The sequence below is a fragment of the Streptomyces sp. CLCI03 genome (genome assembly GCF_053615355.1).
Window position 1 is genome coordinate 362,559 of sequence record NZ_CM132132.1, and the last position, 19,751, is coordinate 382,309.

Genomic DNA, 19,751 nt, shown 5'->3' on the forward strand with positions numbered 1-19,751 from the left:
TGCACCGCTATCGGCCCGGGCGGTGGCAGGAAGGAGGTATGAGCCTCAATCGCCGCCAGGTGCTGGGCAGCGCGGCCGCGGCCGTCCTCGCCACCGTCGGGGCAGCGGCCCGGACCCCCGACTACGGTGCGCTGGCACGCGGGATCGACGGACGCGTGGTGCTCCCCGGGGAGCCGGACTACCCGGAGGCCCGCCGGCTGTTCCAGCCCCGCTACGACACCGTCGCCCCGGCCGCGGTGGCCTATCCCGCGCACGCCGGGGACGTGGCCGTCTGCCTGGACTTCGCTTGCCGCACCGGCGCGCCCGTGGTCCCGCGCGGCGGCGGGCACAGCTACGCCGGCTGGTCCACGCGATCCGCCGGGCTGGTCGTGGACACCGGAACCATGCTCGCCGTGTCGATCGACGGCAACGGCGACAGCGGCGGCGTACGGGTCGGCGCCGGCGCCCGGCTCGGGGACGTGCACGCGGCCCTCGCCGGGCGCGGCCGATCCGTCCCGACCGGGCTGTGCCCCTCCGTCGGCATCGCCGGACTCACCCTCGGTGGCGGCCTGGGCCTGCATGCGCGGGCCTACGGGACCACCGCCGACCGGCTCACCGGGGCCCGGGTGGTCACCCCCGACGGGATCGTCCGTGAAGTCTCCGCCGAGCGCGATCCGGAGCTGTTCTGGGCGCTGCGCGGCGGGGGCGGCGGCAATTTCGGCGTGGTCACCGAATTCCGCTTCCGCACGCATCCGGTCGGCGCGTGCGCCTACGCCGAACTCCACTGGCCCGGCGATGACTCCGCCGCCGTGCTGCGCGGCTGGCAGCGCTGGCTGGCCGGGCTGCCGGACCCCTTCTGGAGCCAGGTGGAGTTCACCGTCGAGGTGGGCGGCGCAGCCGTGGCGGCACCGGCGGTGCGGGTGGTGTGCCTCGACGGGCGCCCGGAGCTGGAACGGCAGTTGACCCGGCTGTCCGACCTGGTCGGCGGGGCGCCGCGGGACAGCTGGATCACCGTACGCAGCCACGAGGACACCGTCCGGGCCATGTCCGGCTGCCCCGAGCTGAGCCCGGCCATGTGCCGACTGCCTGGCGTCCTGCCCGGCCGGGACCCGCGGGGACGGCTCGGGCGGGACTCGTACGCCGCCCGGTCCGACTTCTGGGCGGGCGGCGGGCTGCCCGACGCGGCGATCGCCGCGGTCCTGGACGCCGTACGACGGTACGGGACGAGCGCTCCCCCGGGTGGCCTGGGCGTGGTGCAGTTCGACGGGGTCTGCGGGGGCGCGCTGAACCGCGTCCCGGCCGGCTCCACCGCCTTCGTGCACCGCGACAGCCTCTTGCTCGCCCAGTACCTGGCCTACTGGCCCGAGTCCGCACCGGCCGCCGAGGTGGCCCGGCACCAGGGCTGGCTCGACGGACTCTGGCAGGACCTGCGCCCCTGGGCGGGCGGCCGCGCCTACCAGAACTACATCGACCCGAAGCTCACCGGCTGGCGCGAGGCCTACTACGGGCCGAACCTCGCGCGCCTGCAGGAGGTCCGGCGTGTCCACGACCCGGACCGGCTCTTCCGTTTCCCCCAGGCCGTTTAGGGAGTGTCCGGCATGCGACGTACGTTGACGATGGCCGCGGTGGTGGCCGCCCTGCTGGTACCGGCCGGGCCGCTGCCCGTGGCCGAGGCCGTGGGCGGCGCCGTCCCGGTGGCCGTCGGCCGCTGGTCGGCGCGTGAGGCGCAGGCCTTCTGGACCGCGGAACGGATGGCCTCCGCCGCTCCGTTGCCCCCCGGGCCGCCCGACAGCGCCGATCCCGCGCCGCCGGAGCCGCCCGAACCGCAGGAGCCGGCCGAAGCGCCGGAGCCGGCCGAGCCCGTCGAACCCGTCGAACCCGTCGAACCGGCCGAGGAGATCCCGGTCGCCACGCGGCCCCCCACCCCGACCGGGCTGCCGCTGCCGTCCGCGCCCCCGGCCGCCACACCCGCCCCCACGCCCGCTCCCGCCCCCACTCCGGCGGCCACCGCCGCTCCCGCTCCCACCCGCGCGCCGGCGCCCCCGACCCCGGCTCCGCTTCCGGCACCGGCGCGCGCGGCCGTCGCGCCGTTGCCCGCCCTCACCCCCGGCATCGGGCAGAACTTCGACGGGATCCCGGTCGCCGGCCGGATGTTCCTGGTGAAGGACGGCGGGGCCTACTTCTGCACCGCGAGCGTGGTCTCCTCCCCCGGCCGCAACCTGGTCCTCAGCGCGGGGCACTGCCTGCTCGGCTCCGACACCCAGCAGGTGGCCTTCGTACCGCAGTACACGCGGGCGAAGCCTCAGCCGTACGGCATGTTCCCGGTCCTGCGCGACGCGGGCGGGCACTCGAAGATCTGGATCGACCCGCGCTACCGTTCCCAGGGCGTCGACCGCGCGGCCGCCCTCGACGTGGCCTTCGCCCAGGTCGGTCCGAACTCCCGCGGCTTCCCGGTGGAGTCCGTGGTCGGCGGGAACCGGCTGGTGACCGGCGCCGCTTACGCCCAGGCGCGGGTCACGTTGATCGGTCACCCGGCCTCCGCCGCCCGGCCACGCGTGTGCGTCAACCGGACGACGAAGTTCACCAGCGCCGACGCCCGGATCCCGGGATCGTTCCTGCGCATCAACTGCACCGGCTATCCCGGCGGGACCAGCGGTGGCCCGTTCCTGACCCGCTACGACGCGCGCACCGGGACCGGTGACGTGGTGGGGGTCATCGGCGGCTGGAAGACCGGCGGGGACAAGGCCGACACCTCGTACAGCTCCTACTTCGGCGCGGACATCAGGAAGTTGTACGAGAAGGCGGTTGCCGGGGCGAAGGCGGGGCGGTGAGCACCCGCACCCACCGGGTGCGGCGCGGGTTGCCGACCGTACGCGGCGTCGCCGGGAGCCCGTCGCCGCTCAGCCCGTCGGCGGGCGCGAGGCCGAGCCGGCGGCGCAGGTCGGCGAGGGCCGCGTGGACGGGAGCGAGGACCACCTCGGCGCCCGGGTCGACGGTGGCCAGGGCGTGGGCGGTGGTCTCGATGGCCTCGGCGGCGTCCTCGGCGGCGGTCCGGCTCCATCCGCCGGGCGCACAGCTTCCCCAGGGGGCGATGGTGTCGTAGAGGTGGCAGGCGGCATCGGCCACGGCGTCGGCCCGTTCACCGACGCCCGGCGCCGCGATGGTCGGCAGTTCCATGCCGGGTCAACGAGCCGATGCCGCCGGGGGTACGTACGGGCGGAGGCTACGAGGCCGCCGTGGCCCGGTGGATCCGCCGGGCCACGGCGTGCGAGACGACGGTGGCCGCGCCGGCGAGGGCCAGGCCCGTGACGATGTCGCGCGCCCGCGTGGGCCGCAGCACGCCGGCACGGCGCAGCCGGCCGCGCGCCCACAGGGTGAAGGGGACCACGAGCAGTGGTGAGGTGACCACGCCGGGGGTGTAGCCGCGGGTGGCGGCGGCCTGCGCGACGTGGACGAGCCCGTGCAGGCCGAAACCGTTCAGCGAGGCCTGGTAGAAGGCGGAGCGCCCGCCGGTGCGGTACCCGTCGGCGGAGGCGGCCGCGACGACGAGTCCCATCACGGCGACCGCGGTGGCGAACTCGCGTCCGTCCACCGCTTCCAGGCTCCGCCACACCCGGTCGGGTACGCCGGGGTGGCGCTCGCGCAGGGCGGGGATCCGGGTCCGGGTCCAGCGCGCCATGGTGGCCATTTCTTCGAGGTCGTGCACGGCCCAGGCGGCGAGCAGTCCTGAGGTGACGGCGCTCGGCGCTATGGAAGGCCCGGACTCGTCGGCGCCGGCAGGGATGTCGGCAGGGGTATCGGCGTTCATACGACCACAGTCTGCAGCCACAGGGGCAACAGCAGGAGCGACACCAGCGAACTCTTGATCACGATCGACGCGGAGAGGTCGACGCCGACGTCGTAGCGCTGGGCGAAGATGAACAGGTTCTGCGGGGTCGGCATCGCCGCGATCAGGACGAGGTACGCCAGCCACTCGCCCCGCACGCCGACGAGCGGCCCGCACACCGCCCAGGTCAGCAGCGGGAACGCCAGGCACTTGAAGCCTATGAGGGCGTACTCCTCGCGCGTGGTGCCCCGCAGGTCGAGGCCGAGGCCGCCCAGGTGGAGGCCGAGGGCGAACAGGGCCACCGGGGAGGCACTGTCCCCGACGAACGCGGCGCCGTCCAGGACGACCGCCGGGATCCGTACGGAGAGCAGGTTGAGCAGGATCCCCGCGTTGCAGGCGAGGACCAGCGGGGTGGCGAACGAGGCGCCGACGGCGCGGGCGAGGCGGCGGCCCGGGCCGCCGGCCTCCGCGCCCGCGCGGCCCAGTTCCATGAGGGCGATGACGACCAGGGACAGGACGCAGACCTGGAACAGCAGGATCGGGAAGATCGGCGCCGCGGTCCCGAAGACGGTGATGAAGACGGGAACGGCGAAGTAGGCGGTGTTCACCTGGACTCCCGCCATCACGCGCAGCGCCACGTCGCGCGGCTCGCGCAGGCCGTGGGCGACCGCCACGACGGCGACCGTCACCACGGCGAGGGCGGCGGCCCCGGCGTAGCCCCCGATCGCCCGCCAGTTGAACAGGGCCCCGAGGTCGCTGGCGTAGATGTTGCCGAAGAGGTAGCAGGGGACGGCGAAGAGGAAGGCGTAGTCGGAGAAGACCTTGGAGGCCTCGGCCGGCACGATCTTCCGCCGGGCGAGCAGCACCCCGCCGCCGAACGCCAGCAGCACCGGCACCAGTTTCTCCAACGCCGCAGCACCACCCATGCCCGCATCCCCCATGATCGACAGGCCGGCAGCCTAACCCCGCCCGCAGTCGGTGCCACCGGCGCATAGGCTGGACGGATCATGAGCGATGAACCCCGCACCCGGCCGCGCGGCCGGACCCGCGCGCCCATCCGTACGTCCTCGGCGGCCGGCGCCCGGGTGCCCGGCGCGCTGGCGCGGCTCGCCCTGGTGTTGCGCACGCCGGCCGGGGCGGCGCAACCCTTGTTCGCGCAGGCGCCCAAGCGGTGGCAGCGGGCGATGCCGTTCCTCGTCGTAGGCGTCTTCGTCGTCACCCTGCTGCCGGTGACGATCACGGTGCTGTCCGAGGACTACGGGGTCGGTGGCGGCTGGGCGGGCGCGCTGGGGGTGGCGCAGACCGTGCCGCTGCTCCTCGCGCTGACCCGGCCGCTCCACGCCTGGATCGTCGTCCTGGCCGCCGACACCGTCGCCGCGGTGCTGCTCATCGGTGCCGACAAGGTCGCCGGGCATTCCTGGCCGTGGCCGCCGATGACCATCGTGGGCTATCTGGTGCTGATGGCCTGCCTGGGGCTGCGCGAGCCCGTGCGGACCCTGGTCGGGGTGTGGCTGGTGACCGGTGCCGTCGGTACGGTCCTGGGCTTCTCCCAGCCCACGGGCGTGACGAACACCAACGCCCTGCTCTTCGTGCTCGGCGGGGTCATGCTCGTCCTGACGGGCGCGCTGCGGGGACTCGGCGACGCGCAGCAGCGGGTCGCCGAACAGGAGAGCATCAGCGAGGCGGAGCGGTCCCGGCGCACCTTGCTGGAGGAACGGGCGCGGATCGCCCGCGAGTTGCACGACGTGGTGGCCCACCACATGTCGGTGATCACCGTTCAGGCCGATTCGGCGCCGTACCGGGTGCCGGGCATGTCCGAGCCCGTACGCGAGGAGTTCGCGGCGATCGCGGCGAGCGCGCGGGAATCGCTGGGCGAGATGCGGCGGCTGCTCACCGTGCTGCGCGGCGACGGCGCGAACGGGGCGGGCTCCTCCGACGGCGCCGACGGTGAGCGCGCCCCGCAACCGGGGATCGACCGGCTCCAGCAGCTGGTGGAGGCGACCGTACGGGCCGGACAGCCGGTGGAGTTGTCGCTGGCGGCCGGGGCGGCCGGGGCGGCGCCACCGGCGGTGGACCTGTCGGCGTACCGGATCGTGCAGGAGGCGCTGGCCAATGTGGTGCGGCACGCGCCCGGCGCCCCGACCCGGGTCTCGGTGACGGTGGACGAGGACGAGGTCCTCGTGCTGGTGGTCAACGGTCCGGCCCGGGATGCCGTGGTGGAGCTGGAGAGTTCGGGCACGGGGCACGGTCTGGTGGGGATGCGCGAGCGCGTACGGTTGACCGGCGGGACGCTCGACACGGGTCCGCTGCCCGACGGCGGCTTCCGCGTCGCCGCCCGGCTGCCCTTGCACGATCCGACCGAGGACCCCAGTTGACCATTCGCGTGATCATCGTCGACGACCAGGCCATGGTGCGGGCCGGGTTCGCCGCGCTGCTGTCGGCGCAGGCCGACATCGATGTGGTGGGCGAGGCCCCCGACGGGCGGGAGGGGGTGCGGGTGTCGCGCTCCACGCACCCCGACGTGGTGCTGATGGACGTGCGGATGCCGGAGATGGACGGGCTCACGGCCGCCCGGGAGATCCTCGACCCGCCGCCCGGGGTGGTGCACCGGCCGAAGGTGCTGATGCTGACCACCTTCGACATCGACGACTACGTGTACGAGGCGCTGCGCGCGGGCGCCTCCGGGTTCCTCCTCAAGGACGCCCCGCCGGCCGATCTGATCGCGGCGGTCCGGGTCGTGGCCTCGGGCGAGGCGCTGCTGGCTCCCTCGGTGACGCGGCGGCTGATCGCGGACTTCGTGCAGCAGCGCCCGGCGCCGCGCAAGGATCCGGCGCTGCGCCTGAAGGGTCTCACCCCGCGCGAGACCGAGGTGCTGGAACTCATCGCGCGCGGGCTGTCGAACCAGGAGATCGCGGGGCATCTGGTGTTGGCGGAGCAGACGGTGAAGACGCACATCGGGCGGGTGCTGGCCAAGCTCGACCTCCGGGACCGGGCGCAGGCCGTGATCTTCGCGTACGAGGCGGGGCTGGTACGCCCGGGCGACTCCGGCTGATCCCACCGCTCGCCGCCGCTCCCCGCGTCCCGGCGGCTTGCCGACGGTTTCCGGTGGCTCGCCGACGGTTTCCGGTGGCTTCCCTGCGGCCCGGTGCGCCACGGGCATGCCCGCCTTCCGGCGTAATAGCGGGCGCTCCCCCATTTCCTTGCCGGGAATCGGACGGATCACCGCCTACTTTGTGACCGGATCGGCGAGGGCTCGATCGGCCGGGACCGTCGGCCCTCGCTCGGCGCGGCACACCGAAGCAGCGGACGTCGACCATCGGAGCTCACCCATGAATGCCATCGGCGGGACCCACCACATGCCACGGCGTCAGTTCGTGACCCTCTCCGGCGCCCTGGGCGCGGGAGCACTGCTCACCGGCGCGAGCGGCGGCGCGTCGGCGGCGGGTCCGGTCGGCGCCCTCGGGGACCCGTCGTGCTGTCCCTGTCCCACGGATCCCGCTCCGCCCGGCGGCGGACAGAGCCCCTGCCCTCCGCCCCAGATGCAGAATCTCTGCGGCAGCCCCGCCGATACCGACCCGCTGTGGCAGGACGTGCAGTACTGCACCCAGGGCATCGTTCCGCCGTCCGGGCAGCGACCGGTCTGCCTCAAGACGACCCCCAACTACGTGGTGCTGCACGGCAAGCCCGAGTCGCCGCACAACTACCTGCTCCTGCCGAGCTGCCGGATCAGGGGAATCGAGTGCCCCTTCCTCGTGTCGCCCAATGCCGCGAACTACTGGCACGAGGCATGGGAGACCGGTCGCAGCGGCGGAGACGTCCCCGTGCAGTACGCGAACATCGGGCTGGGCATCAACTCGGTGGGCGCCCGGCGGCTCCACCAGATGCACATCCACATGGCCGGCGTCCTACCGAGCACCCAGCGGCGGCTGCAGGACCTGGAGGCCGCCGGACGCGTCGCTCCGCAGCCGTCGCAATGGCGTGCCGCGCAGTACCAGGCGCTCATCACCAGCGCGGACGGATCGGGCGACCGGACGTACCGGATCCTCAGACTCGACGCGCTCACGCAGAACCTGTTCGCCCTGCTGAACCAGAACGTGGTGCGGCCGCTGGGGCTCGACATGGCGGGCCAGATCCTGATCGTCGTCCCGAGGATGACGGCGACCGGATTCGACCGGTCCTTCTACATCCTCAACAGCGACAGCTCGCTCCCCAGCGGGACGAACACCTGCGACCGTCTGCTCGTCTACTGACGGCCTCTCCTCCACCCCCTACCGGGGTATGACATTCGACTTGGCTCCACGGTCCGACGTGACGGCCGACACCCCCTCCTTACCTTCCTCCTCGTCACGAGGAGAGGAGAAGGGGCATGCGCCGCTTCGGAAGGACGCTGGTCACGGCCGCACTGGCGGTGGCCCTCGTCGGGGGGACCGCCGGGTGGGCCTCGGGCGACAGCCAGACGGCGGTCACCGGGCCGCCGCCGGGCACCGACGCCTGGCGGGCCGATACCGTCTCCGGCCGGTCGCTGCCCGATCCGGCGACCACGGCGCCGCGCGAGGTCGCCGCCTTCTTCGCCGGGCTGGACGACGCGGCACGCCACCGGCTGCTGCGGTCCCACCCGCTGGTGGTGGGCAATCTGGAGGGGGCGCCGCTCCCGCTGCGGTACGAGGCGAACCGGATCGCGGTCGCCGCCACGGGTGAGGCGCGGTACGCCTCCCTCGCCGCGCCGGGCCGGCAGATCCTGGCCTTCGACCCGCGGGGCCGGGGCCAGGTGGTCGAGGTGTTCGGGGACCTGGAGCACGCGGAGCACGTCTCGGTGATCGTGCCGGGCTCCGACAACGACGCCGCCGGGTACGACACCCGGCGCAAGCCCGCCACCGGGCCGGCCGGCATGGCCCGGTCCCTGCGCGCGGCGACCGGGGCGGGGTCGGGAACCGCGGCCGGGTCGGGCGGGTCCACCGCCGTCGTCGCGTGGATCGGTTACACCACCCCGGTCGGTGTCGGGCTCGACGCGGCCGACGGCCGCCTCGCCCGGGCCGGGGCGGCCCGGCTGGCCCGTTTCACCGCGGGACTCGACGCGGTGGGCGCGCCGGACCCGGTGCTGTTCTGCCACAGCTACGGCTCCGTGGTGTGCGGGCTGGCGGCCCGGCACACCGACGCCGCCGACATCGTGGCCTTCGGCTCCCCCGGGATGCGCGCCGACACCGCGGGCGCGCTGAGCACCGGAGCCCGCGTCTGGGCGGCCCGAGGTCCCTCCGACTGGATAGCCGACGTCCCGAACGTCGAGTTCGCCGGGATCGGCCACGGCGTCGACCCCACCTCGGCGGCCTTCGGCGCGCGCCGGGTGCCCGCCGCCGACGTGGAGGGCCACACCGGCTACTTCGTGCCCGGCACCCAGTCCCTTGCGGCCTTCGCCGCGATCGCGAAGGGAGAGGCCCGATGAGCGCCTCCGCCGCCCTGGCCCCGCTACGGAAGGTCGCCGCGCGGATCGACGGCCGGACTCCCGCCGACCGTGACCGGGCGATCGACGGGCTGCGCGCCCTGGCGCTGCTGGCCGTACCCACCGGCCACTGGCTGCTCGGCGGCTTCACCCTCGACGCCGACGGCGGCCTGCACAACGCCAGCCCGCTGTCCGCCTTCGGGGGATTGGCCCCGGCCAGTTGGGTGCTCCAGATGCTGGGCATCTTCTTCCTCGTCGGCGGATACGCCTCGGCGCTCTCCTTCGGGCGCCGCACCGGGTCGACGGGCGCCTGGCTGAAGGGCCGGATCGTCCGGCTGGGCCGGCCGGTGCTCGGGGTGACCGTGGTGTGGGCCGTGGCGGCACCCGTGCTGTACGCGGCCGGGGTGCCGGAGGCGTCGCTGCGGACCGGGGCGACGCTGGTGGTCCAACCGCTGTGGTTCGTCGGCGTGTACGTGGTGGTCACCGCGCTGACCCCGTACTGCGTGCGGGCGGCCCGAAGCCTCGGCGGCTGGGCGGCCGCCCCGCTGCTCGGCTGCGTCGCCGTGGTGGACTTCCTGCGCTACGGGCCGCTCGCCGACTCCGTGCCGTCGTGGCTCGCCCTGGTGAACGTCCTGCCGGGCTGGCTGTTCGCGTACCAGCTGGGCGTCTCCTGGGCGGAGCGGCGGATCGCGCGGCGCGGGGCCTGGCTGCTGCTGGCGGGCGGGACCCTGCTCTTCGCCGCGCTGTTGACGGTCTTCCACTATCCGGCGTCGATGGTCGGCGTGCCGGGTGCGGCACGCACCAACTCGCACCCGCCCTCGCTCCTGGTACTGGCCCTGGCCTCGGCGCAGTCGGGGGCGGCGATCCTGCTCCGCGACCGGCTGGCGAAGCTGCTGGCGCGGCCGGCCCTGTGGGCGCCGGTGGTCGTGATCAACCTGTCCGCGATGACGATCCTGTGCTGGCACCAGACGGCGATGCTGGCGGCGGCCGTGCCCGGCTCGTTCGTGGGTGAGCTGGCCGGGCTGACGACGGCGCCGGACAGCCTGGGGTGGATCGCGGCCCGGCTGGCCTGGATGCCGGTGTTCGCCGCGCTGTTCGTCGCTCTCGCCCGCTACGCACGGCGGTTCGAGGTCGCCCCGCGCGAGGGGCGGCGGGCGAGCACGCTGCGTCGGACCGTGACCGGGCTGCTGGCGGCGGGGTTCGCGGTGTTCGCGCTCGGCCTCGCCTGAGCACGGCCGGGCCCGTCCTGGAAACGGCGAGAGCGCCGCTCCGTCGTGGGAGCGGCGCTCTCGCCGTGTACGGGCGCTTCGCGTCAGGCGATCGAGGCGGCGACGATCGCGGCCACCGCCAGGTTGCAGGCGGCCGACACCCAGACCGCCGGGTGCGGCTCGGGGTCGACGACGATGGCGCCGAGCTTGCCCGGGGTCACCAGGTCGAGCACGAGGAACGCCACCGCCATCAGGATCAGGCCGAGCACGCCGAAGGCGGCGGTGGACAGCAGGCCCTTGCCGAAGCCCGCGTACGTCGTCCAGATCGAGGTGAAGACGATGCCGCCTATGCCGAGGAGCGCCGAGCTGAGGAAGAGGGCCGCGTTGCGGTTGCGCTCCTCCCAGATCTGCTTGGGAAGCTTCCCGGGCGTCAGCACGTCCACGAGGACGATGCCGAGGATCAGCAGCACCAGGCCGAGCGCGCCGTAGGCGCTGGTGCGGCCGAGTCCGTTGATGATGTCGCTCATTGAGAAGCCTGTCTCCGCGTGGGTGGGAAAGTACGTGCCGTGGGGAGGCCGAATGTATCGCACGGCCTTGCCGCGGACCATGGGGAGGTCAGCAGATGGTGAAGGTCAGGGCCGCGCGGCCGGCCGAGGCGGAGGACCTGACCGGGCTGGTGATGCGGTCCAAGGCGCACTGGGGGTACGACGCGGCCTTCCTCGCCGCGTGTGCGCCGGAACTACGGATCCGGGCCGACGACGTGACGGTCCGCCGTGTCGTCGTGGCCGAGAACGGGCGGGGCGAGATCGTCGGGGTCGCCTCGCTGGAGGGGACACCCCCACGGGCGGAGCTCGGGCTGCTGTTCGTGGAACCGTCGGCCGTCGGGCAGGGCGTGGGCCGGCTGCTGTACCGGGACGTGCTGCGCCGGGCCGTGGAGCTGGGGGTGCGCCGGCTGGTGATCGACTCCGATCCGCACGCGACCGGGTTCTACCGGGCGATGGGAGCGGCGGCGGTGGCCGAAGCCGCCGCGCCCGCCGCGCCGGGCGAGCCGGCCCGGCCGGTCGCGGAAGGCGGTGGTACGGCGCTGGTCCGGTTCGAGGCGGCTCCGGTCCCGCTCGCCGACTGGGCGCGGGCCTGGACCGGTGGCGGGCGGGCCGTGCACCTGGGCAACGTCGGTGAGTTCAACGCGCAGTTCGCCGACGCCACCGTGGACCGGGAACAGCGGCCCGCGCACCACTACGCGTGCCTCGCCGCCTTCTACAGTCCCTACCCGGCCGCGCTGGTGCTGCCGCGGCCGGTGCCGCGCGGCTGGACCGAGCTGGTCTGTCGCCAACTGGGCTGGACCGGGGTCGAGGTGTACGACGGCCTGTTGGACGCGGATCCCGGCCTCGCCGAAGCGGTACGGGCCCGGCCGGCGCTGGCCGCGCTGCTCACCGGGGCCGGGCTGCCCCTCGTACCGTGGGGGCGGACCAGGGCGTTCGGGCGGCTGGCGGGCCGGCCGTGGCGGGACGGGGAGTTGCGCTACGAGTCGAAGTCGGCGGCGCACGGGCTCTTCGGGCGGATCCTGGCGGACGGCGGGCATCCCGGGATCGTGCTCCCCCGGCAGTGGCGGGTCGACGGGCGGTGGGCGGCGGCCCGGATGCTGGCGGCCCGGACCAGGGCGGGCGAGAGCACCGTTGTGAAATCGGAGCACGGTGTCGGGGGTTCGGGCACCACGGTGCTCACCCCCGCGCGGGTCCGCGCCGCGGGCGGGGCACGGGCCGTGCTGCGCCGGTTGCCACGCGGGCCGCTGCTGGTGGAGGAGTACATCGGTGGTGCGGCGTCGTCCGGGGACGACGAGGGCCCGCGGGATCTGACCTACGACGGTTTCGTCGACGAGGCGGGCCGGGCCCACGAGGTGGGCGGGGCGGTGATGGAGGTGTCGGACGGCTGCTACCGGGGGGCCACGGTGGGCCCGGGGGTGGTGCCCGGGTGGGCGGAGAAGCCCCTCACCGCGTTCGGTGCGGCGGTGGGCCGGGAGCTGGCGGATTCCGGTTACCGGGGCTGGTTCGACGTGGACTTCGTCGCGGACGGGACGGGGCGGCTCGCGCCGACCGAGACGAACCTGCGGCTGACCGGGCCGTCCATCGCCTTCATGGTGGCGGCCCGGCTCGACGCGCTGCGGGGCGCGGGTCATCTCGTACGGATCGCGGACCGGGTGGAGCTGGGCGCGCGGCTGCCCGAGGCACAGCTGGACGAGTTGTGCGCGGCCCTGGCCCGGGGCTGTGCGGAGCTCGGGGCGGTGTTCGTCCCGGCGATCCCGACCGGGGCCTTCGAACCGGCGCCCTGGCTGGGTGTGCTGGTGGCCGCGCGCAGCCGGGAGGTGCTGGACGCGGCCGAGGCGTTGGTACGGGCCGAGGCCCTGGCGGTCGGGGCGATGTTCGGCCCGTCGTAGGCGGGACGCGGCCGGCCACGGGCCCTGTGCTCCGGTCAGCGGTCGGGGTGGTCGTCGAGGGGGTCGTGGAAGTCGAAGGGGTCGGCCGGTTTGCTGACGACGTAGGCCGCGACGAGGACGCCCGCGATCATCAGGGGGATGTTGAAGGCGTAGACGAGCGCGGCCTGGCGCGGCCAGTCCTGTTTGGCGGCCAGCCGGTAGAGGTTGTCCTGCGGCCACCAGGACAACAGCAGGTAGGACACGGCGAGGTGGGCGGCCACGGTCAGGGAGGGGCTACGGCGTTGGCGCAGCATCCGGGCGCGGCCGCCGATGAGGAAGACCACCCCGACGCCGAAGGCGACGCACTCGAAGAGGTAGAGCACGAAGAAGAGGAACGCCCAGGGCTGCGGTACTCCGGTGAGGTCGGTCGATCCGGGCCACAGGAAGTTCGTCAGGATCATGGCGACGAAGCCCAGTCCGACTCCCCCGCAGCCGGCCGCGCAGCCCGCCGAGGCCTCGCTCGTGCCCGCGGCGGCCCCGGACTTGCCGGACTTGCTTCCGGCGGCCTTCACCGCCGCGGGCATGACGGGCAGCGGCAGGGCGTCGCGGTCCTCCCGGCCCGCGGCGGTGCGGGGCAGGGTGCGCAGCCGGATCACGGTGCGTGGGAACTCCTCCCGGAGCACCTTGCCCGCCAGGTGGTCGCGGAGCTCCTCGATGTCCGGCAGGAAGGCCCCGGCCGGCCAGGTCGGGCCGCCGGGGGGTGGGGCCACGTAGGCGACGAGCCGCCGCGGGCCGCGCGGGCCGTCGACGCCCTTGACGATGACCGCGCCGATGCCCTCGTGACGGCGGATGGCGGATTCGACGGGGTACGGGTCGACCCACCGGCCGCCGGGCAGGGCGATCCGGTCCCGGATCCGGCCGCCGTACTCCAGCAGGCCGTCGTCACGGAGCAGGCCGACGTCGCCGGTCGGTATCGCGTCACCGCCGTCCGGCGTGACGAGGAAGATCTCCCTGCCGCGGGTCTCGACCCGGAAGCCGGGGAACGCGGTGCCGAGCAGGGAGATCTCCTCCAGGTCGTCCAACGGGTACGGCAGTTGCGGGAGTTCGAACCAGGTGCCGATCCCGGCGCACTCCGCGGAGCCGTAGACGTTGAGCACGCGGGCGCCGGGGTGCAACCGGGCCTGCAGGGTGGCCTGCTCGTCGAGGTAGAGCCGGTCCCCCGTGACGGCGAGCAGCCGCAGGGACCGGCAGGCGGGGTCGGCCGGCCGATGGGCGACCGGGGCGAGGGTGCCCGTTTCCGCGTCCCGGATCAGCAGCCGGGTGGCTCCGGCCGGATCGGTGTGCAGCACGGTGACGCGCTCGGTCTCGACGGCCGCGCGGACCTCGGGGGGCTTCCAGGCGGAGCGCGGGGAGAGCACGAGGGTGCCGCCCGAGCACAGGGCCCGGGTCCAGCCCGCGGCGAAGGCGGTGACGTCCGTACCGCGGGTGAACAGGTGCCGGTCGCGCGGGGTCGGCCGGGCCACCTCGGCCCAGGCGTCGTGGGCGGCGAGGAGCAGCCCGTGGCCCACCGGCACCGCGCGCGGCTCGGCCGCTCCGGTGAACAGGACCGCGGCGGTACGGCGCGGCGGTACGGAGGCCGCCCCCGGGAGCGGATCGGTGGAGGGGCCCCCGGGTGGGTCCGAGGGCGAGTCCGCAGACGGGTCCGCGGGCTGAGCCGCGAGCTGGTGCGCGGGCTGGTCCGCGGGCTGTTCGGTGCGCGGCCGGCCGATCGTCGGGGTCTCGGAGTCGAGCCGGATCACCCGGGGGCCGCCGCCGTTGTCGAGGGCGGCCTGCTGGGCGGCGTCGGTGAGCAGGAGGAGGGGCTCGGCCGCGGCGAGCTGCCGGCGCCCTGAGCGCGGGCTCGCCACGTCGACCACGGTGTAGGACCCACCGGCCTTGAGGACGGCGAGGACGGCGACGACCAGGCGGGCCTGTCGGGCGGTGCCGACGGCGACGAGTGCGCCGAGCGGGAGACCGGAGTCGAGCAGACGGTGCGCCAGCCGGTCGGCGCGCGCGTCCAGTTCTCCGTAGGTGAGGCTGTCCGGGCCGGCGATGAGCGCGCGGGCGTCGGGGGTGTCGCGGGCCCACTGCTCGAAGCGGTGCAGGACGGTGTCGGTGGTGCGCTTGCCGAAGCGTACGGACTCGGATCCCTGCGTCATGGACCGATGATGCCACCGGGCACCGACAACGGACGGAGGTCGGCAAAATCGCTCGTACGGGCGGGAGTTGACGCCCCGTGCGGGCGACCCCGGATCGAAAGCTTGACCTCAGGTTTGGTTGAGGTCCTAGCGTTCGAGCCATGGACATGGAAGTCACCGCCTGGACGTCGCTGCACAGCGCGATCAACGCCCAGCAGGACCGTCGCACGCTCTCCCGGGCCGGCTTGCGCCGCGTCGCCGCCTTCGCCCGCCCGCACCGCCGCGGGCTCACCCTCTTCCTGCTGCTGAGTGTGGTGACCGCGCTGCTCGCGGTGGCCACGCCGGTGCTCGCCAGCCGGGTCGTCACCGCCATCGTGGACGGCCGCGACAGCTCCGCGGTCACCCGGTTGGCCCTGCTCATCGCCCTGATCGCGGTCGCGGAGGCCGGGCTCGGGCTGCTGACCCGCCGACTCTCCGCCACCCTCGGTGAGGGGCTGATCCTGGACCTGCGGACGGCGGTCTTCGACCACGTGCAGCGCATGCCGGTCGCCTTCTTCACCCGGACCCGCACGGGGGCGCTGGTCAGCCGCCTCAACAACGATGTGATCGGCGCCCAGCGGGCCTTCAGCAACACCTTGTCGGGGGTGGTCGCCAATACCGTCACCCTGCTGCTGACCCTCACCGTGATGCTCAGCATCTCCTGGCAGATCACCCTGCTGGCGCTGGTGCTGCTGCCGGTGTTCGTGCTGCCCGCCCGTCGGATGGGGACGCGGATGGCGGCCATGCAGCGGGAGGCCTCCGCGTTGAACGCCGCGATGGGCACGCAGATGACCGAGCGGTTCTCGGCCCCCGGCGCGACGCTGGTCAAGCTGTTCGGCCGGCCCGCCGACGAGTCCGCCGAGTTCGCGACCCGGGCGGCACGGGTCAGGGACATCGGGATCCGTACGGCGATGGCCCAGTCGGCCTTCATCACGGCCCTCACGCTGGTCTCCGCGCTGGCCCTGGCACTCGTGTACGGCCTCGGCGGCTTCTACGCCCTGCGCGGTTCCCTGGACGCCGGTTCCGTCGTCGCCCTCGCCCTCCTCCTGACCCGGCTGTACGCCCCGCTCACCGCGCTCGCCGGCGCCCGTGTGGAGGTGATGAGCGCGATGGTGAGCTTCGAGCGGGTCTTCGAGATCCTCGACCTGAAGCCGCTCATCGCCCAGAAGCCGGATGCCCGCCGCGTGCCGCAGGGGCCGGTGGCCGTGGAGTTCGACCGGGTCTCCTTCGGCTACCCGGCCGCCGAGAAGGTCTCCCTCGCCTCCCTGGAGGAGGTCGCCACCCTGGACGCCCGGGGCGGTACGCAGGTGCTGCACGAGGTGTCCTTCCGGGCCGAGCCGGGCCAGATGATCGCTCTGGTCGGCTCGTCCGGCGCCGGCAAGTCGACGATCGCGCAGCTGCTGCCGCGGCTGTACGACGCCGACGCGGGCGCGGTCCGGCTCGGCGGGATCGACGTACGGGACCTCACCGCCGACTCGATCCGCGAGACGCTCGGCATGGTCACCCAGGACGGGCACCTCTTCCACGAGTCGGTGCGGTCCAATCTGCTGCTGGCCCGCCCGGAGGCCTCGGAGGAGGAGATCTGGGAGGCGCTGCGGCGCTCGCGGCTGGACGGGCTCGTCGCCTCGCTGCCGGACGGGTTGGACACCGTGGTCGGGGAGCGCGGCTACCGGCTCTCGGGCGGGGAACGCCAGCGGCTGACCATCGCGCGGCTGCTGCTGGCCCGGCAGCGGGTGGTGATCCTCGACGAGGCCACCGCGCACCTGGACTCCACCTCGGAGGCCGCGGTGCAGGAGGCCTTGGGCGAGGCCTTGGCGGGCCGGACGGCGGTGGTGATCGCGCACCGGCTGTCGACCGTTCAGGCGGCGGACCTGATCCTGGTGGTCGAGGACGGCCGGATCGTGGAACGGGGCACGCACACCGAGCTGCTGGCGGCGGGCGGCCGGTACGAGGAGCTGTACCGCACCCAGTTCGCGGTGTCGGGCGGCGAGGCACCGGTGCCGGGGCCATGATGCCGGTATGGACATCAAACTGGAGCTCGTCGCCGTCCCCGTCACCGACGTGGACCGGGCCAAGGCCTTCTACGAGAAGCTCGGCTTCAACGCAGACCACGACGTCACCGTCAGCGAGGACATCCGCTTCGTCCAGCTGACCCCGCCGGGCTCGGCCTGTTCGATCGCGATCGGCAAGGGGCTGACCCGGATGACCCCGGGGTCACTGGACAACATGCAGGTCGTCGTGACCGACATCGAGGAGGCGTACGAGGACCTGCGCGGCCGGGGGGTGGAGGTGACGGAGATCCAGGACCTGCCGTGGGGTTCGTTCGTCTACTTCTCCGACCCCGACGGGAACGGCTGGGCGGTCCAGCAGACCACGCCCCGCAAGTCGGCGAACCCCGCCTGACGACGGGCCCGACGGCCCCGGTACGGGACGCAGCCAGGCCCGGCGGACCCCGCCGGGCCTGAGCGCTGCCCCGCCGGGTCAGCCCATGGACCACAGGACGTCGGCGACCGGGTCGGCGGTGTGGTCGTAGCGGCTTCTCACGTCATCGCTCTGCTCCACCCGCCACCGGCCGTCCTCCTTGATGAGGCGCAGCGCGTAGCGGAAGGGCTTGCTGCCGTCGCGCTGTCCCGTGGCGAGAACTCCCTTGCCGGCCGGGTGCTTCCGGGACGCCTTCACGTCCTGGACGTGGTCGACGGTGAACCGCAGCGGGGCGCGCCCCGGCTCCGGGGTCCGTTCGGTCAGCGACTTCCGTTCGGCGACGCAACCTTCGACCGTTCCGCCGTCATCGGTGAAGTTGGGGCGTGCCGCCTTGGTCTCGTGCTCGCACATGGCCTTGACGTCGGCGGGGTCGAGCATCCACGCCTTCATGAATCCTTCGGCGGCGGCGGTGATCTGCGCGTCCTCGCTCACGGCCGTCGGACTCCCGAAGGGCTGGGGAGCCGACCTGGCGTCGTTCGGGGCGGGCTCGGAGGAGCCGCAGGCCGTCAGCGCGGCGGCCATCAGCACGGTCGTGGCGAGGCGGGCCGCTCTCGCGGCGTCGGTCCGTTCGGGCATGGTGTCCTGGTGTCCTTCCCCCAGCCGGGCGTGGGACAGGAACCCGCCGCCCGGGTTGTTGATCATTTCGAGGACACTAACCGACATCTACCGCGAACCTGAGCGATCCCCCTGGTCAGCGGCGCCCGTTGGACCTTCCGCCGAGGGTGGGGCGCGGCCGTGGTCGGGAAAGCGCATTGCCGGAGGCCGTGTTGACGGCTTGGCTTGTCCGGGTCGCAACGGTGCGGTTCTCCCCGAGGAAGCGAATGACATCCCTGCTCGACGGCTGCGCGCCGTGGCCCGCCGAGTTCGTCGACCGCTACCGGGCGGCCGGGCTCTGGCGCGGCGAGACACTGGACGACCTGCTGCGCGACCGGGCCCTGCGGTACGGGCCCCGGACCGCGCTCGTGCACGGCGGTACCCGCCTCACGTACGCGCGCCTGAACCGGTCCGTGGACCGGATGGCCGCCGGGTTCCGGCTGCGCGGTCTGCGGCCCGGGCAGTGGGTCGTCGTCCAGCTGCCGAACGTTCCCGAGTTCGTCATCACCGTGTTCGCGTTGATGCGCGCCGGCGCGGTCCCCGTCCTGTGCCCGATGACCCACCGCGCGGCCGAGGTGTCCCACCTCGTGCGGGTCGGCCAGGCCGTCGGCTACGTCGGGCCCCGGGCCCACCAGGGCTTCGACCTCACGGCGATGGCGGCGGACATCGCCGCCCGAGGTCCTTTCCTGCGCCGGGTGTTCACCTTCGAGACGCCGGGCGAGTCCTCCCCGTACGGCGGTTTCACCGTCGACCCGGCGGGCTGCCAGTACTACCCGCTGGGCTCCCTCGACTCCCCGCCCGACCGGCCGCTCGCGCAGAGCGCCGACCAGGTGGCCTTCTTCCTGCTGTCCGGAGTCGCCGGCGCGGAACCCGCGCTCGTTCCGCGGACCCACGACGCCTACGCCTACCAGGTCAGGGCCGCCGCCGAGCTGGTGTCGCTCACCGAGGACGACGTGTACCTCGCCGCGCTGCCCGCCGCGTCCGACTTCGCCTTCGGCTGCCCCGGCATCGTCGGCACCCTCTCGGTCGGCGGCACCGTCGTCCTGACCGAGGACGCGGGGGCCGCCGCGTGCCTCGCGGCCGTCGAGCGGGAGCGGGTCACCGTCACCTTCCTGGAGCCTGCCGACGCGCGGCTCTGGCTCGATCTGCTTCCCTCGGTCCAGGCCGACGTGAGCAGTCTGCGCCTCGCCCAGATCGGCGGCGTCGGGTCCTTGGAGCGGGCGACCGCCGCTCGGGTGGGGCCCGTGCTGGGCTGCCGCCTGCAACAGGTCCTCGGTACGGCCGAGGGGGTGCTCACCCTCACCCGGCCGGCTGATCCGGACGAGACCGTCCTCGGCACGCGGGGCCGCCCGCTCTCGCCCGACGTCGAGATCCGCGTGGTCGACGCCGACGGCCAGGACGTGCCGGACGGGGTGTCCGGCGAGCTCCTCGCCCGCGGTCCCCACCTCCCACGGGGCTACCACCGGGCGCCCGACCGCACCGCGCGCGCCTTCACCCCCGACGGCCACCTCCGCACCGGCACCCTCGTACGGCGCACCCCGGCCGGCGACCTGGTGGTGACCGGCCGGCTCACGGACGTCCGATGCGCACCCTGACG

17 protein-coding genes are annotated in these 19,751 nt (G+C 74.1%); 11 read left to right on the forward strand and 6 right to left on the reverse strand.

Annotated elements, in window-relative coordinates:
• Positions 1–38: 38 nt before the first annotated feature.
• Together ACWG52_RS01700 and ACWG52_RS01705 are read left to right on the forward strand one after the other, a co-directional pair.
• Positions 39–1,565: an FAD-binding oxidoreductase gene (locus ACWG52_RS01700; RefSeq protein WP_453127575.1), complete on the forward strand. Its 1,527-nt coding sequence runs from the start codon at positions 39–41 to the stop codon at positions 1,563–1,565.
• Positions 1,566–1,577: 12 nt separating this feature from the next.
• Positions 1,578–2,810 carry a hypothetical protein gene (locus tag ACWG52_RS01705; protein WP_453127577.1) on the forward strand — a complete coding sequence of 411 codons (1,233 nt, stop codon included), beginning with the start codon at positions 1,578–1,580 and terminating at the stop codon, positions 2,808–2,810.
• Here ACWG52_RS01705 and ACWG52_RS01710 read toward each other — a convergent pair.
• From ACWG52_RS01710 to ACWG52_RS01720, 3 genes are read right to left on the reverse strand one after another with little or no spacing between them, the layout of a single operon-like run.
• A complete protein-coding gene (locus ACWG52_RS01710) occupies positions 2,761–3,156 on the reverse strand; it encodes a hypothetical protein (protein WP_389802471.1) in 396 nt (131 codons plus the stop codon). The genes ACWG52_RS01705 and ACWG52_RS01710 overlap by 50 nt on opposite strands.
• A 46-nt stretch (positions 3,157–3,202) precedes the next feature.
• Entirely contained in the window at positions 3,203–3,787 is a 585-nt protein-coding gene (locus tag ACWG52_RS01715) for an HXXEE domain-containing protein (RefSeq protein WP_453127579.1), read from the reverse strand.
• A complete protein-coding gene (locus tag ACWG52_RS01720) occupies positions 3,784–4,731 on the reverse strand; it encodes an AEC family transporter (RefSeq protein WP_389802469.1) in 948 nt (315 codons plus the stop codon). Before ACWG52_RS01720 ends, ACWG52_RS01715 begins: the two co-directional genes overlap by 4 nt.
• 81 nt (positions 4,732–4,812) lie before the next feature.
• Between ACWG52_RS01720 and ACWG52_RS01725 the strand changes: the two genes are divergently transcribed.
• The 5 genes from ACWG52_RS01725 to ACWG52_RS01745 all read left to right on the forward strand — a co-directional run bounded on the left by ACWG52_RS01725 (position 4,813) and on the right by ACWG52_RS01745 (position 10,471).
• Positions 4,813–6,180, forward strand: coding sequence for a sensor histidine kinase (locus ACWG52_RS01725; protein WP_389802466.1), 1,368 nt, complete (start codon positions 4,813–4,815; stop codon positions 6,178–6,180).
• Positions 6,177–6,857: a response regulator gene (locus ACWG52_RS01730; RefSeq protein ID WP_033216545.1), complete on the forward strand. Its 681-nt coding sequence runs from the start codon at positions 6,177–6,179 to the stop codon at positions 6,855–6,857. Before ACWG52_RS01725 ends, ACWG52_RS01730 begins: the two co-directional genes overlap by 4 nt.
• Positions 6,858–7,134: 277 nt before the next feature.
• Positions 7,135–8,055, forward strand: coding sequence for a CDP-diacylglycerol diphosphatase (locus tag ACWG52_RS01735; protein ID WP_390165920.1), 921 nt, complete (start codon positions 7,135–7,137; stop codon positions 8,053–8,055).
• A gap of 116 nt (positions 8,056–8,171) precedes the next feature.
• Positions 8,172–9,245 carry an alpha/beta hydrolase gene (locus ACWG52_RS01740; RefSeq protein ID WP_390138928.1) on the forward strand — a complete coding sequence of 358 codons (1,074 nt, stop codon included), beginning with the start codon at positions 8,172–8,174 and terminating at the stop codon, positions 9,243–9,245.
• The gene (locus tag ACWG52_RS01745; protein WP_453127582.1) at positions 9,242–10,471 is read left to right on the forward strand and encodes an acyltransferase family protein; all 1,230 of its coding nucleotides are present in this window, start codon (positions 9,242–9,244) and stop codon (positions 10,469–10,471) included. The genes ACWG52_RS01740 and ACWG52_RS01745 overlap by 4 nt, the downstream gene beginning before the upstream one ends.
• Before the next feature lie 83 nt (positions 10,472–10,554).
• On the opposite strand, the gene ACWG52_RS01750 is transcribed toward ACWG52_RS01745, so the two are convergent.
• Positions 10,555–10,977, reverse strand: coding sequence for a DUF350 domain-containing protein (locus ACWG52_RS01750; protein WP_453127584.1), 423 nt, complete (start codon positions 10,975–10,977; stop codon positions 10,555–10,557).
• A 95-nt stretch (positions 10,978–11,072) separates the two neighbouring features.
• Between ACWG52_RS01750 and ACWG52_RS01755 the strand changes: the two genes are divergently transcribed.
• Positions 11,073–12,884 carry a GNAT family N-acetyltransferase gene (locus tag ACWG52_RS01755; RefSeq protein ID WP_389802453.1) on the forward strand — a complete coding sequence of 604 codons (1,812 nt, stop codon included), beginning with the start codon at positions 11,073–11,075 and terminating at the stop codon, positions 12,882–12,884.
• Positions 12,885–12,919: 35 nt separating this feature from the next.
• Here ACWG52_RS01755 and ACWG52_RS01760 read toward each other — a convergent pair whose 3' ends face one another.
• Entirely contained in the window at positions 12,920–15,061 is a 2,142-nt protein-coding gene (locus ACWG52_RS01760) for an AMP-binding protein (protein ID WP_453127586.1), read from the reverse strand.
• A 140-nt stretch (positions 15,062–15,201) separates the two neighbouring features.
• Between ACWG52_RS01760 and ACWG52_RS01765 the strand changes: the two genes are divergently transcribed.
• On the forward strand, positions 15,202–17,091 hold the full coding sequence (locus ACWG52_RS01765) for an ABC transporter ATP-binding protein (RefSeq protein WP_389802448.1): 1,890 nt from the start codon (positions 15,202–15,204) through the stop codon (positions 17,089–17,091).
• A gap of 7 nt (positions 17,092–17,098) precedes the next feature.
• A complete protein-coding gene (locus ACWG52_RS01770) occupies positions 17,099–17,482 on the forward strand; it encodes a VOC family protein (RefSeq protein ID WP_389802445.1) in 384 nt (127 codons plus the stop codon).
• A gap of 78 nt (positions 17,483–17,560) precedes the next feature.
• Here ACWG52_RS01770 and ACWG52_RS01775 read toward each other — a convergent pair whose 3' ends face one another.
• Complete coding sequence (locus ACWG52_RS01775) at positions 17,561–18,202, reverse strand: hypothetical protein (RefSeq protein WP_390138920.1); 642 nt, start codon at positions 18,200–18,202, stop codon at positions 17,561–17,563.
• Positions 18,203–18,381: 179 nt separating this feature from the next.
• Between ACWG52_RS01775 and ACWG52_RS01780 the strand changes: the two genes are divergently transcribed.
• Entirely contained in the window at positions 18,382–19,749 is a 1,368-nt protein-coding gene (locus tag ACWG52_RS01780) for an AMP-binding protein (protein WP_389802442.1), read from the forward strand.
• Positions 19,750–19,751: the final 2 nt, after the last annotated feature.

Coding starts and splice junctions, on each gene's coding strand:
- ACWG52_RS01700 (WP_453127575.1), top strand. CDS start 39: ATGAGCCTCAATCGCCGCCAGGTGCTGGGCAGCGCGGCCGCGGCCGTC.
- ACWG52_RS01705 (WP_453127577.1), top strand. CDS start 1,578: ATGCGACGTACGTTGACGATGGCCGCGGTGGTGGCCGCCCTGCTGGTA.
- ACWG52_RS01710 (WP_389802471.1), bottom strand. CDS start 3,156: ATGGAACTGCCGACCATCGCGGCGCCGGGCGTCGGTGAACGGGCCGAC.
- ACWG52_RS01715 (WP_453127579.1), bottom strand. CDS start 3,787: ATGAACGCCGATACCCCTGCCGACATCCCTGCCGGCGCCGACGAGTCC.
- ACWG52_RS01720 (WP_389802469.1), bottom strand. CDS start 4,731: ATGGGTGGTGCTGCGGCGTTGGAGAAACTGGTGCCGGTGCTGCTGGCG.
- ACWG52_RS01725 (WP_389802466.1), top strand. CDS start 4,813: ATGAGCGATGAACCCCGCACCCGGCCGCGCGGCCGGACCCGCGCGCCC.
- ACWG52_RS01735 (WP_390165920.1), top strand. CDS start 7,135: ATGAATGCCATCGGCGGGACCCACCACATGCCACGGCGTCAGTTCGTG.
- ACWG52_RS01740 (WP_390138928.1), top strand. CDS start 8,172: ATGCGCCGCTTCGGAAGGACGCTGGTCACGGCCGCACTGGCGGTGGCC.
- ACWG52_RS01745 (WP_453127582.1), top strand. CDS start 9,242: ATGAGCGCCTCCGCCGCCCTGGCCCCGCTACGGAAGGTCGCCGCGCGG.
- ACWG52_RS01750 (WP_453127584.1), bottom strand. CDS start 10,977: ATGAGCGACATCATCAACGGACTCGGCCGCACCAGCGCCTACGGCGCG.
- ACWG52_RS01755 (WP_389802453.1), top strand. CDS start 11,073: ATGGTGAAGGTCAGGGCCGCGCGGCCGGCCGAGGCGGAGGACCTGACC.
- ACWG52_RS01760 (WP_453127586.1), bottom strand. CDS start 15,061: ATGACGCAGGGATCCGAGTCCGTACGCTTCGGCAAGCGCACCACCGAC.
- ACWG52_RS01765 (WP_389802448.1), top strand. CDS start 15,202: ATGGACATGGAAGTCACCGCCTGGACGTCGCTGCACAGCGCGATCAAC.
- ACWG52_RS01770 (WP_389802445.1), top strand. CDS start 17,099: ATGGACATCAAACTGGAGCTCGTCGCCGTCCCCGTCACCGACGTGGAC.
- ACWG52_RS01775 (WP_390138920.1), bottom strand. CDS start 18,202: ATGATCAACAACCCGGGCGGCGGGTTCCTGTCCCACGCCCGGCTGGGG.
- ACWG52_RS01780 (WP_389802442.1), top strand. CDS start 18,382: ATGACATCCCTGCTCGACGGCTGCGCGCCGTGGCCCGCCGAGTTCGTC.